Genomic DNA, 12689 nt, shown 5'->3' with positions numbered 1-12689 from the left:
ATGACATTTATATGTGAGCTCAGGCCATATGAAAATTTGTTATTGCCACAGCCGACTCGCCCGCAAACGAAAATGGCGTTTTTTAAACCGTTCGGGCCGATGATCAGCGATATCTGGAGGGTGACAGAGGTCGTTATCTCGTTATACTTTACCCACCCTGAGCTGCAGCCCGGCGCGAATACCTTTACCGCCGACAACTGCGCCACTTGTTTGATCGCGCACCATTTTTTCACCCTCTTTCGGGTGTAGGATAAGACGCACAAAATTTATTTGTTTTACAGTCAGCCAATTACCGTCACCTGGCGGCGAATGCAAAGGATGTTTATCAAAATGCAAAAAATGACCAACGCAGTGCAAAACTATGCATGGGGCAGCCACGACGCGTTAACCCAGCTGTATGGCATTGCCAACCCACAAGGGCTGCCGATGGCGGAACTGTGGATGGGGGCTCACCCGAAGAGCAGCTCTCGCGTGGCCGGTACCGACGGTAATTTGCGCTCGCTGCGCGATGTTATTGATGAAGATCAGCCTAAGCAGCTGGGGGCCGAAGTAGCGCGTCGTTTCGGCGAGTTGCCGTTCTTGTTCAAAGTGCTGTGCGCCGATCAGCCGTTGTCGATTCAGGTGCATCCAAGCAAATCCGCCGCCGTAGCGGGCTTCGCCAAAGAAAACGCGGCCGGCATTCCGTTGGATGCGGCCGAGCGCAATTACAAGGATCCCAATCACAAGCCGGAGCTGGTATTTGCCCTGACGCCTTTCCTGGCGATGAATGGCTTCCGCGAACTGTCCGACATTGTTTCCCTGCTGCAGCCGATTGCCGGTGCGCACCATGATATCGCAGCGTTTCTGCAACAACCGGATGTCAGCCATCTGTCGGCTCTGTTTGCCAGCCTGTTGGCGATGAGCGGCGAGCAGAAATCACTGGCGCTGGGGGTGTTGAAAGCCGCGCTGAATAACCAACAGGGTGAAACCTGGGACACGGTGCGCTTCATTGCCGGTTTCTATCCGGATGACAGCGGCCTGTTCTCACCGCTGCTGCTGAACGTGGTGAAGTTGCAACCTGGCGAAGCGATGTTCCTGTATGCCGAAACGCCACATGCTTACCTGAAAGGCGTGGCGCTGGAAGTGATGGCCAACTCGGACAACGTGCTGCGCGCCGGTCTTACGCCAAAATTCATCGACATCCCGGAACTGTTGGCCAACCTGCAGTTCCGCCCGCAACCGGCTTCGGGGCTGCTGACCCAGCCGCAAAAACGGGGTGACGAGCTGTTCTTCCCGATCCCGGTAGAGGATTTCGCCTTCTCGTTGCACGATCTTTCCACCGCCCCACAGGCGTTGGCGCAAGATAGCGCGGCCATTGTTTTCTGCGTTGAAGGTGAAGCGCTGCTGAGCAAACAGGATCAGCAACTGGTGCTTAAGCCCGGTGAATCCTGCTTTATCGGCGCTTTCGAATCGCCGGTCAGCGTCAGTGGCACCGGTCGAATCGCGCGTGTTTATAATCTGTTGGCGTAAACGCTCGGTAAATTTCCGCAAATTAGTTGCTGAAAGAGTGGCTTACCTTCACAATTAAACGCCTGCGGGCGTTTTTTTGTTGGCCCAAATTTGCCCATCCATCTGCGAGAGACAGATGGCTTAATTAAGGATGAACAGAACTATGAAAAAATCGTTAGTCGCTGTTAGCGTCATTGTGGTTCTTGGCGCGGCATGGACCGGGGCTTCCTGGTACACCGGCAAACTGATCGAACAACGGATGGGTGAAGTGGTTGATAACGCCAACAGCCAGCTGAAAGCCTATCTGCCGAAAGCCGGCGTTAAACTGGGTTATGAAAATTATCAGCGCGGCATTTTCAGCAGTAAGATTCGCTATGTGCTGCGCGCCGACGGCAGCGTCACTACCGACGATGCTCCGCTGAAGCCGGGTGACGAAGTGGCGTTCCAGGAAACCATCGACCATGGTCCCTTCCCGTTTGCTCAATTGAAAAAATTCAACCTGCTGCCAAGCATGGCATCGGTGCACACCGAACTGGAAAATACCCCGGCGACCAAAGGCCTGTTTGACATCACCAAGGGCAAGTCGCTGTTTACCGCTGAATCTCGCATTTCCTACAGCGGTGACACCTCGTCCGCCATTGACGTGATCCCGCTGGATTACCAAAAAGACAAGTCGGCGCTGAAGTTTAGCGGGGCGACCATCAATGCCGATGTGTCACGCGACATGAAAGCCATCACCCTGGATGCCAGTAACGACAGCGCCGTGATCAGCGGCCCTAATCAGTTCGGTCAGACCGAGCAGGTCCAGTTGCTGGGTACCTCGCTCAAAAGCCAGACCCATGCCGGCCAGTTCGATCTCAGCCTGGGTAAACAGGATTTGGTGCTCAAGCAAATCAAGGTCGCCGTTGACGGCAAAGACACCCTGTTGCTGGACGGCTTCAAGCTGGCAAGCCAATTCGGTGAGAAAGGCACCAACCTGAACGGTCAGCTTGATTACACCATTGATTCGCTGAAGGTCCAAAACAGCGACTTCGGTTCCGGCAAACTGTCGCTGAAAATCGACCAGCTGGACGCCAAATCGCTGAAAGAGTTCGCCGACCGTTACAACCAACAGGCGATGACCATGCTGCAACAGGCGCAAACGATGGATCCTGTCGCATACCAGCAGCAAACCACCGACATTCTGTTGCAAAACCTGCCGCTGTTGTTGAAGGGCAATCCGTCCATCAGCATCGCGCCGCTGAGCTGGAAAAACAGCAAGGGTGAAAGTACCTTTACCCTGAATCTGGATCTGACCGATCCGGCTCAAGCTGGGTCTCCTGCCGAGTCACCGGATCAACAGCTAGCCCGCTCGGTGAAAAAACTGGATGCCACTCTGAGCATTCCAGTGGCGATGGCCACCGAAACTACTTCGCAAACCGCATTGTTGCAGGGTTACAGCGCGGAAGAAGCGCAGAAACTGGCGCAACAGCAGGTGCAAGGGCTGGCGGCAATGGGCCAGATGTTCAAACTGACCACCCTGAAAGATGACGTGATCGGCAGCAGCTTCCACTACGCCGATAACCAGGTTGATCTGAACGGCAACAAAATGTCGCTGCAGGAATTCATCGGTATGTTCGGCCTGTTGGGCGCACCGGCGGATGAAGGCGCACCGGCACAGGACGCGGTACCCGCCCCTGCACAGTAAAAGCTGATTCACGCTCAAGGGGCCCGACGATCGGGCCTCTTTTTTATCCGCCGCACCCTATTTCCTGCTTTGCCTTTCTTTCCTGTCTGGCGTTAATCGTCAAAATAATATGCACCGCGACGGTGGCACCGGCTAACACCGCCAACAAACCGGCAGCTTCGGGCAAGGAGGGAAAGCGTCGATGAATAAACAATCCCAGCAACGTGGCGAAAAGCGATTCCAATGCGATTAACTGCCCCGACAGCACCATCGGCAAGCTGCGGGAAGCCTGATTCCACGCCCAGGCCCCCACCACCGAAGAAAAAACCGCGATCAGCAGTGCCCAGGCGTAGAGTGATCCAGCTTGTCTGAAGCCAAACCCCTGTTTCGGCAGTTCAAAAAGCCCAAGTTGTAACCCCCACGGCAACATCAGCAAGGTTCCCAGCGCACTGCCGAGCATCATCAAACCGGTCCAAGCGGCGGTCGCATTTGTAGCTACCTTATCCAGTGAGAACTGGTTGAGCAGGCTGAATGCCAACCATAACCCCACGGCGATCACCGAGAAAATCAACCCGAGCCTCAGCGAGGGGGCGGCAGAGGAACCCAGGCCACCGCTGACGTTGATCAATAATAGCCCTGCGCTGAGCAACACCAGCGGCAGCCACAGTCGCCGCCAGGGCACTATTTTTGCTTTCGCATTTCCCAGCAACGCCAGCAGTACCGGTACCGTGCCGATAAAAGCCGGCGTCAACACCGGGCCACCGAAGGTTACGCCACCGGCGATAGCGGCGCTGTAGCCAAGGTAGCCGATGTTACCCAACGCCAATGCCGTCATGCGCGATCGCCAGGACAAACCGAGCACGGCTGGCCAGTGTGCAATCATCAGCGCCAGGCCCAACAGGCCGGCAATCACAAAACGCAACGCCAGCAGATCAAAAATGCTGTACGCGCCGGTGACCAAAGGTGCGATGAAATTCAGCGCCCAGCTTAAGGTGGCGACGACGGCAAAAAAGATCCCGCTAACTAATTGATAACCTGAAGTGTGCATAGCTCAGCCTGTACGAAAAAGGGAGGCCTCCATTTTTAATGGGTTCGTAACTGTGCTACAAACGAGTTATCAGCCACCAATGCATAATCTGTAGTTATGAATAGACTGGGTAAGTCACTGCCACCGCTCGCCAGCCTGCTGCCTTTTGAGGCCGCTGCGCGTCTGGAAAGTTTTTCACGGGCAGCGGAAGAATTGCACCTGACGCAGGCGGCGGTCAGCAGACAAATTCGCCTGTTAGAAGAGAACCTGGCGACCAGGCTGTTTAACCGTCGCAATCGCGCGGTGTATTTAACGCAGGAAGGACGGGAACTGTGGCAGGTGGTAAGCAGCGCACTTACCGGCATCGGCAACCATGCCGAGCAGCTACGGGGCCCTGCGGGTCGGCATCAGGTGGTTTTATTGGCGCAGCTCTGTGAAGCTTTTTATTGGCTGATGCCGCGGCTATCGACGTTTCATCAACGCCATCCTGAAATCGAAATTAACGTCGTGACCACCACGCAGCCGCTGACCGATTTTGATAGCCATTTCGACGTGGCGCTGCAAAGTACCGGTCGCGCCAGCGGCGCCAGCCCACTGGTTTTTACCGCCGCCGACGAGGTTTTCCCCGTCTGCAGCCCCGGGTATCTGGGCACGCATCAGGCGATAAGCCGTCTGGAGGATTTAGCGCAACATACGCTGCTGCACTATCGCACCACGCCTGCCCATCAGATGGAATGGGAAAACTGGCTCGCGGTATTCGGCATGACGCTCAGCAGCCACACTCAGGCCAGCAATTTCAATAGCTACCCGATGATGCTGCAAGCGGCGGTCGAAGGCCACGGCATTGCCCTCGGCTGGCGCAGAACCGCCGGCAAGCTGATCGACAGTGGCGCATTGGTCAGGCCTTGTGTCGAAAGCGTGCCGCTGCCGCAGGCCATATCGGTTTATACGCGATCAGCGCTGGCAGAACGCGCCGAAACCGCCGCCTTACTTCATTGGCTTCAGCAGGAGATGCTTAGCGAGTAGGTTCGCTTACCCCGTAGACGGCATCGCGGATTTGTTGCGGGTAAAGCCCGCTCATGCCTTCAAAGGCCGTATTGGTCAAGGCTACCACGCTAATCGCCGCTTGCGGATCGTAAAACCAACTGTGGCCATAGACCCCGCCCCACTGCATGGTGCCGTTATGCTGAGGCGTCCCTGCCAACTGCGCATCTTCCAGTACCGCACCGCCGAAACCAAATCCCCAGCCAGGCCCCTGAGTCTCGGCGTGCGACCCGACATGCGCTTGACGCATCAGCGCTGCGGTGGTCGGCTGTAAAATGCCTTCCTTGCCACTGCGCAAGGTTTCCACCAACTGCAACACATCGTCTGCATCACCGACCATGCCAGCGCCGCCAGAAGGATAGGCCTGAGCGTCCAGTGCGCGCGAGGGGGCCAGTTCAATCTCGAAGCCGAACCCTTCCGGCAGGGTCAGCAACATGCCATCTTGTATAGGTTCCGGCGGCGAATCGGTGTCGTGATACGCCGTTGCCAGATTATCGGCATCGGCGGTGTAAAAACCGGTATTACGCAACCCCAAAGGTTGGGCAACACAGTACTTGAACACCTGCGGCAAGGGCTCGCCCGCCACCTGTTCCAGCACCGCCCCCAGCACATCGATTGCCAGTGAATAGCGAAACTCGCTGCCCGGCGCCGCCAACAGGTCCGCCTGCGCCAACAGACGCAAATTCTGCTCCAGCGTCAACGAAGACAACTCCATACCATCTTGAATGCCGAGCCGATGATACGGTCCCTCCGCAGGCTGGCTCAGGCGGTAATCCAGCCCGGCAGTGTGGCTCAGCAAATGACGGATTTTGATTTGCGGGCGAACCCCGTTGGCCAGCGCCGGGGTGAACCACGGCAGCCAACGGCTGACGGTATCATCCAGCCCCAGCTTTTGCTGTTCGATCATGCGCATGGCTGCCAGCGTAATGTAAGGCTTGGACACCGACGACAGCCGAAATTGGGTCTCACGCCGCATGGGCCGCCGCTGTTCACGATCGGCATAACCGCTGGCATTGGCGTAAACCACGCGACCATGCCGCGCGACCAGCACCACGCTGCCAACAATACGCCCTTCATCAATCGCCTGTTGGCTGACGGCCTGCACTCTTTTTGCTAATGACTGATCCGCTGTAGACATGTTTTGTTGCTCTCTGAGGATAATAAAATCAGTCTATAGCGATTATTATAAAATTAAATGCCGCATTTCTTAACGGATCATTAAGCAGGAATTATTGATAGATGAGCTCACTGTTGCAGCTGCTGCCATTTTTCGAAGCCGTCGCCCGATTGGGCAGTTTTACTCAGGCGGCCAATCAATTGGGCGTCACGCCTCCGGCTGTCTCGCAAAATATTCAGGCGTTGGAAACCCGCCTGGGCGTACGGCTGTTCAACCGGACCAGCCGCTCCGTGCGGCTAAGTGATGAAGGCCGTCTGTTTTATCAACGGGTCGCACCGGCTATGGGTCAGATTGATGTGGCGGCGGAAGATCTGCGAACTTTGCGCGGCCGCCCTTCCGGGCTGTTACGCATCACTCTGCCACAGCTGGCGGCTTCGCTGCTGGTTATGCCTCATCTGGCCGAGTTTCAGGCGCGTTTCCCCGAGATCCAGCTTGAGCTGTTTACCGACGACCATTTCTCCGATCTGGTGCTGGACAGCTTCGATGCCGGTATCCGCATGCACGCCATGCTGCAAAAAGACATGATTGCGATCCCCATCGACAACGGTCAGAAACGGGTGGTGATCGCCGCCCCCGGCTATTTGGCGCAGCACGGCACGCCGCAAACACCGCAAGCGCTGAGCGATCACGACTGCCTGCGTTACCGTTTTCCCGGCAGCGGTAAATTCGAACCCTGGTATTTCAGGCAGGATGGCGCGCAGCTGACGCTGGAGGTCGGCGGCAGCCTGATATTTAACGAAGACAGATTGATTAAAGATGCCGCGCTGGCGGGATTGGGTATCACCCAGCGGTTTAGCGGCACGGTACACCCTGAACTGAGCAGTGGGCAATTGGTGGAAGTTCTGGCCGATTACGGCAGTGAAGCCCCCGGGTTTTTCCTCTATTTTCCCGCCAGTCGACATATGCCGCTCAAGCTGCGCGTGTTTATTGATTTTATGCGCGAAAAACGAGCGCAACAGTCACCTTTCGAAAACCGTATTAGCTCGCCCTAAGTTTTTTTTTGCAGCACAGTGCAGATATTTCACATAACTTAATGATAAATATAGATATATCATTTAAGTAACTCGAAAAATACTGGAGGGGAAATTATTTGACTGATCGTTCCACAATCAATACTATACGGCCTCAACTCATTTAAAGCCCCCCAATCCGCCATGAGTGCTGAAAAACCTATCTATCCAGGTCGTCCGAGACAGTTCGAAGATGAGGATGTCATTGATGCCGCCGTGGCCGTTTTTAGCGTCAATGGCTATGCAGGCACCTCTGCGCAAGATTTATGCAACGGAACCGGATTGGGGAGAGGAAGCCTATATAATGCCTTTGGTAGCAAGCAAGCTCTGTACGAGCAAGCATTGTTGCGCAGCCATGAACACACCATGTCGGCGCAATTAGCCATTCTCACACAGCCTGGCCTGGTGAAGGAACGACTACGTACCCTGCTGCTATGGGGTATTGCCGAAGATCTCTCGCAACCTGAGCAACATGACGCCATGGTCTTGTTCTCGGCACTGGAGCGAGGCAGCAAAGACCAGGCAGTCGCCAGTCTGAATCAAGAATATCGGCAACGTTTAGAACAAACCTTGGTCGCGGTGTTTACCGAAGGCCAACAAACAGGAGAACTCGGTAGCAAAGCATCCGCGATTGAAATGGCCAGAGGCTTTTTGGCCGGTTATTACGGTTTGCGCGTGCTGAACAAAAACATTTCAGATAGAAATACCCTCGAAGACGTCGTCGCAGGTCTGTTAATCAACTTATAAAACAAAGAAAAAAATCTCATAAAGAGTATTAAATATTTTTGTAACGATCATTCAAAATCCAGGAGAGCAGTAAAGCTATGCCGTTAGCAGTGTATATATTGGGGTTGGCCATTTTTTCAATTGGCACAGCAGAATTAATGGTAGCGGGCATGATGTCTACTTTGTCCGAAGCCTTTAGCATCACCGTTGGGGAAGTCGGTCATTTAATTTCTTATTATGCCTTTGGCGTGATGTTGGGTGGCCCGGTATTAACCTATTTTTTCTTGAAATTTAAAGCCCCCTACCGAACCACCTTATTGTGGCTATTGGCTCTGTATGTCGTGGTGCAAGGTTTGAGTGCCTTTATTTCCGATTACTCTATTCTGGTTGCTATCCGAATTGTGACGGGCATTTTGTGCGCTGGGTGTTTGAGCCTTTCGCTGGCGACCAGCATGGCGTTGGTTCCGATACAGCATCGCCCGCGCGCCGCCTCGATAGTCATCGGCGGTTTTATGGTCTCTAACGTGTTTGGGGTGCCTCTTGCCACCATCATCGATCAACACTGGGGTTGGCGCATCACCTTCGGCCTGGTCGCCGTGTTGGTCTTTATCTGTTTGCTGGCGCTGGTACGCCTGTTACCCGCTATAGCCGCAGGCAGGACGCTTAAAATGGCAGAGGAAATCAAGGCTTTTAAAAACAAGGCCTATTGGAAAGCCTGCACCACCAGCTGCTTAATTCTGGGCGCCAGCTTCGCGGCCTTCAGCTATTTCGTTCCCGTTTTGGTCGACGTCAGCGGCTTTAGCATGCAGGCCGTCCCCTTTATTTTGATGCTTTACGGCCTGGCCAATATTGTCGGTAACATGATCACCGGGCGTCTGGCCTATCGCCACAGCCTGGCGATTATGGTGGTGGGACTGACTATTCTCAGCCTGTCGTTGTTCGGCATGGCGTTATTTGCCGAATATCCGTTAATCGCCATTTGTGCGGTAATACTGATTGGCCTGTCCGGTGTGCCAATGAATCCTGCCATGATGGCGAGAATTGTTAGCGTGGCTCATCCGGGGCCCATGGTTAATGCTGTTCATACTTCAGTGATTAATATTGGTTTAGGTGGCGGTTCTTATTTGGGAGGAATGGCGATCGCCTCCGGCTATGGCTTGCGTTCGGCCTTGTGGATTGGAATGGCATTGGCAATATTGGCACTGTTGTCAATTTTACCCTATTTACGTCGCGGTCAGCAGGGCTGGAGTTAATTTAGAACGAGTGAGATCAGGGGCGCCGAAGCGCCCCTATTAGTATCAGCGTTTATCCAGCGCCTGCACAATTTGGTAAGTGGCCGCCACCCGATCATCGTTCGGGAACCACTTGTTGGCCAGCATCACCACCGCAATTTTTTGCGAAGGGATAAACACCGCATAGGTGGAGAAGCCGCCGGTCGAGCCGGTTTTATTGTACCAGGCCGCGCCCTGATCCTGCTGCGGTGGCGTTATCGCCGTGGCCGGTGCTCCGTTCATGATCATCCCGGCATTGTTGCCTTCCGTCAGCGTCGCCAACTTCTCAGGGTACGGGTAGCTTTCCCACATCAAATCTTGCGTGAATACCCCGGTCCGGTAATACCCGGTATGGGTGGATGCCAGCGCCTTGCGCCACGGCTCCCCTACCTTGACCACCTGCATATTGGCGTCGAGGTAGCGGATCAGATCCTGAGCGTTAGACTTGATGCCGTAGGCTTCGGCATCCAGCGGACCCGGCGTGACCCGTACCGGCTGGTCTTTTTTGTTGTAACCCTGAGCGTAATTCGCCATTTCTGTGGCGGGTACCTTAATGAAGGTGTGATCCATGCCCAGTGCCGGCAGCAGCGTTTTTTCCATTGCCTGGGTAAAAGGCTGGTTCAGGCTCTTGGCGGTGATCATCCCCAGCATGCCGATGCCCAGATTGGAATAAACGCGGTAGCTGCCTACCGCATGCGCCGGCTGCCACTGCCGGTAATAGGCCATCAGTTGTGCATCGTTGGTCACGTCGTCCGGGACAAACAGCGGCAAGCCGGAAGTATGGGTCGCCAGGTTCAGCAAGGTAACCTGGTCAAACGCGCTACCGCGCAGCGTCGGCAAATAACGACTGGCCGGATCGGCAAACGACATTTTGCCCTCATTTTGCGCATAGGCCGCCAGGGTAGCGGTGAAGGTCTTGCTCAGGGAGCCAATTTCAAACAGCGTCTGGTTGTTGATCGGTTTACCGGTCTGTTTGGATGCTACGCCATAGTGATAAAACTGTTGTTTACCGTCGACCGACACCGCAATTGCCATACCCGGCACGGCATATTTTTGCATCAGCGGCTGAATAATGGCGTCAATGTCGGCTTTCTCGGCAGCATGACCTGCCGGCAGGATCAATGCGGCGAACAACGCGGCAGCGAGGCGATTTATTTTGGTCATAATGAAGCTCTTGAGTTATAGGGTATCGGCCGATGCTAAAAGATTTTATTGTCATTCGACACAACGACATCCCTGGTTGATGAAGGTATTCCTTTACTGACTGCGTTATCTCCGCAACAGATGCGCAAAATATCGGGGTTTAGCCGGGGATTGACAAGCGATAATAATTTCAGCCAGCATAAAGAAAAAATTATGGCTTAGCTTATGCGCAACCGACTTCCCCTCAATGCCCTGCGGGCGTTTGAATCCTCTGCCCGCCACCTGAATTTTACCCGCGCCGGGCTGGAACTGAGCGTCACCCAGGCTGCCGTCAGCCAACAGGTGCGAACGCTCGAACAGCAGTTGGGTATTCAGCTGTTCCGTCGCCTACCGCGTGGTCTGGACCTGACCGAAGAAGGACAGGCGTTGCTGCCGGTACTCAGCGATGCCTTCGATCGCATTGAATCGGTGCTGCAGCAGTTTGAGGGCGGGCATTTCCATGAGGTGCTGACGGTCGCGGTGGTGGGTACCTTTGCCGTGGGCTGGCTGATGCCCCGTCTGGCGGCCTTCAGAGCATCACACCCGTTTATCGATCTGCGGGTGCTGACCAACAACAATCTGGTCAACCTGTCCGCTGACGGAATGGATTTTGCTATCCGTTTCGGCGAAGGACGCTGGCCCGCCACCCACAACCTAAAATTGTTTGACGCGCCGCTGACGGTACTGTGCCCGCCGGAAATCGCCAAACGCCTGCGCACGCCACAGGATCTGCAACACGAACTGCTGATGCGCAGCTACCGCAAAGACGAATGGGAACGTTGGTTCACGGCGGCGCAGGTCACGCCATGGCGGATCAATGGCCCGGTCTTCGACTCTTCACGGCTGATGGTCGAAGGTGCCATTCACAGCGGCGGCGTGGCCCTGGCCCCGGCGCGCATGTTTGCTCGTGAATTGCAGGAAGGAATCTTGCAGCGCCCCTTCGCCGCCGAAGCGAACCTCGGCGCTTACTGGCTCACTTACCTGAAGTCGCGCGATATGACGCCCGCGATGAAAGTCTTTGTCGGTTGGCTACGGCAACAGGCCAACGAAGAATTGGCGCAAATCAGGCAGAGCCACGTTTGATCAACATCGGTGGCAAAATAACGTTCTGCGGCGGCAAATCAGCGGCGGCGATCCGCTGTAACAAACGTGAGGCTGCACTGCGGCCCACCTCCCGCGCCGAACTGGAAACCAGCGTCAATGGCGGCTCGGTCAGTTCGGCCTCGGGGACGTCGCCAAAACCAATCAGCGCCACCTGCTGCCCGTAATAGGTATCCACCCCTTCCGAGCCAATACTGCGCCCGCTACGCACGATGCCAAAATAAGCTCCCAGGGCCACCGACGCCTTGTGGCACACCAGTGCGCTGATGTTCGGATAGTGGCGCAGCAGATTTTCAGCCGCTTCCGCCCCCGCCCGCTGCCGGCAGTCGCACTCGACAATCCATTCAGATCGAAAAGGCAGCCCATACTGCACCAGCGTGGCGCAAAAGCCCCCGAGGCGTTCCGCACGGGTCAGTGAATTGCTTTGCCCACCGAGATAGGCAATTTGGCTGTGGCCGCGTTTGATCAAAAATTCAGTGGCCATTTTGGCGGCCTGCATATTGTCCGGCCGAACCACATCCACGCCTTCCAGCCCATTGGAACGTGCGGCGCAAACCAGAGGAACCCCCTGTTCTGCGGCCTTTTCCTTCAGCCCCTCGGCCATACGCACGCCGCCCGCCAGCACCATGCCGTCGACGCCGTGCTCCAGCAGCGTATCAAAACAACGCATCAACCCTTTGCCATCGCGACCGCTTTGGGTCAGGAACAGCACTTTGCCGTGATCCTCCAGCACTTCGCTCAGTCCCGCAGTCATTTCCGCATAAAACGGCTCACAAATGTCACGCAGGATCAGCCCAATCACGCCTGACTCTCCGCCGCGCAGCGTCGCCGCCTGACGGTTGCGCACATAGCCCAGGCTTTCAATCGCCTGATTCACCCGTGTGACGGTGGTCGATGAAATGCGCCCTTTGCCGCTCAGCACCAGAGAAACCGTGGTGACGGAGACGCCGGCCTGCTGCGCAACATCAGTGATGGTGATTTTTTTGATGGTCATGAC

The 12689-nt window shown here is 55.4% G+C and carries 11 protein-coding genes; 7 read left to right on the top strand and 4 right to left on the bottom strand.

Annotated elements, in window-relative coordinates; all coding sequences use genetic code 11:
* Nucleotides 1-330 precede the first annotated feature (330 nt).
* Nucleotides 331-1509, top strand: coding sequence for a mannose-6-phosphate isomerase (gene manA, locus LQ945_RS00180; RefSeq protein ID WP_269934540.1), 1179 nt, complete (start codon nucleotides 331-333; stop codon nucleotides 1507-1509).
* A gap of 142 nt (nucleotides 1510-1651) precedes the next feature.
* A complete protein-coding gene (locus LQ945_RS00175; RefSeq protein ID WP_270101993.1) occupies nucleotides 1652-3175 on the top strand; it encodes a YdgA family protein in 1524 nt (507 codons plus the stop codon).
* 43 nt (nucleotides 3176-3218) lie between these two features.
* Here the strand turns inward: LQ945_RS00175 and LQ945_RS00170 are convergent, their stop codons facing one another.
* Entirely contained in the window at nucleotides 3219-4202 is a 984-nt protein-coding gene (locus tag LQ945_RS00170; RefSeq protein ID WP_270101992.1) for a DMT family transporter, read from the bottom strand.
* Nucleotides 4203-4298: 96 nt separating this feature from the next.
* On the opposite strand from LQ945_RS00170, the gene LQ945_RS00165 reads away from it, so the two are divergent.
* Entirely contained in the window at nucleotides 4299-5207 is a 909-nt protein-coding gene (locus tag LQ945_RS00165) for a LysR substrate-binding domain-containing protein (protein WP_270101991.1), read from the top strand.
* Here the strand turns inward: LQ945_RS00165 and LQ945_RS00160 are convergent.
* Nucleotides 5197-6363, bottom strand: coding sequence for a serine hydrolase domain-containing protein (locus tag LQ945_RS00160; RefSeq protein WP_270101990.1), 1167 nt, complete (start codon nucleotides 6361-6363; stop codon nucleotides 5197-5199). The two genes, LQ945_RS00165 and LQ945_RS00160, sit on opposite strands and share 11 nt — an antisense overlap.
* A 101-nt stretch (nucleotides 6364-6464) precedes the next feature.
* Here LQ945_RS00160 and LQ945_RS00155 point away from each other — a divergent pair, with 101 nt between their 5' ends.
* The 3 genes from LQ945_RS00155 to LQ945_RS00145 all read left to right on the top strand — a co-directional run bounded on the left by LQ945_RS00155 (nucleotide 6465) and on the right by LQ945_RS00145 (nucleotide 9391).
* On the top strand, nucleotides 6465-7394 hold the full coding sequence (locus tag LQ945_RS00155) for a LysR family transcriptional regulator (protein ID WP_270101989.1): 930 nt from the start codon (nucleotides 6465-6467) through the stop codon (nucleotides 7392-7394).
* A 162-nt stretch (nucleotides 7395-7556) separates the two neighbouring features.
* A complete protein-coding gene (locus tag LQ945_RS00150; protein ID WP_020826743.1) occupies nucleotides 7557-8159 on the top strand; it encodes a TetR/AcrR family transcriptional regulator in 603 nt (200 codons plus the stop codon).
* A 149-nt stretch (nucleotides 8160-8308) separates the two neighbouring features.
* Entirely contained in the window at nucleotides 8309-9391 is a 1083-nt protein-coding gene (locus LQ945_RS00145) for an MFS transporter (RefSeq protein ID WP_270101988.1), read from the top strand.
* 45 nt (nucleotides 9392-9436) lie between these two features.
* On the opposite strand, the gene ampC is transcribed toward LQ945_RS00145, so the two are convergent.
* Nucleotides 9437-10573: a cephalosporin-hydrolyzing class C beta-lactamase gene (ampC, locus tag LQ945_RS00140; RefSeq protein ID WP_270101987.1), complete on the bottom strand. Its 1137-nt coding sequence runs from the start codon at nucleotides 10571-10573 to the stop codon at nucleotides 9437-9439.
* A 204-nt stretch (nucleotides 10574-10777) separates the two neighbouring features.
* Here ampC and LQ945_RS00135 point away from each other — a divergent pair, with 204 nt between their 5' ends.
* Entirely contained in the window at nucleotides 10778-11674 is an 897-nt protein-coding gene (locus LQ945_RS00135) for a LysR family transcriptional regulator (RefSeq protein WP_270101986.1), read from the top strand.
* Here the strand turns inward: LQ945_RS00135 and LQ945_RS00130 are convergent.
* The gene (locus LQ945_RS00130) at nucleotides 11655-12686 is read right to left on the bottom strand and encodes a Mal regulon transcriptional regulator MalI (protein ID WP_270101984.1); all 1032 of its coding nucleotides are present in this window, start codon (nucleotides 12684-12686) and stop codon (nucleotides 11655-11657) included. The two genes, LQ945_RS00135 and LQ945_RS00130, sit on opposite strands and share 20 nt — an antisense overlap.
* Between the last annotated feature and the right edge of the window lie 3 nt (nucleotides 12687-12689).

The organism is Serratia liquefaciens (assembly GCF_027594825.1).
GTDB classification, from domain to species: Bacteria; Pseudomonadota; Gammaproteobacteria; order Enterobacterales; family Enterobacteriaceae; genus Serratia; species Serratia liquefaciens_A.
This window is presented reverse-complemented; position numbering and strand designations above follow the sequence as displayed.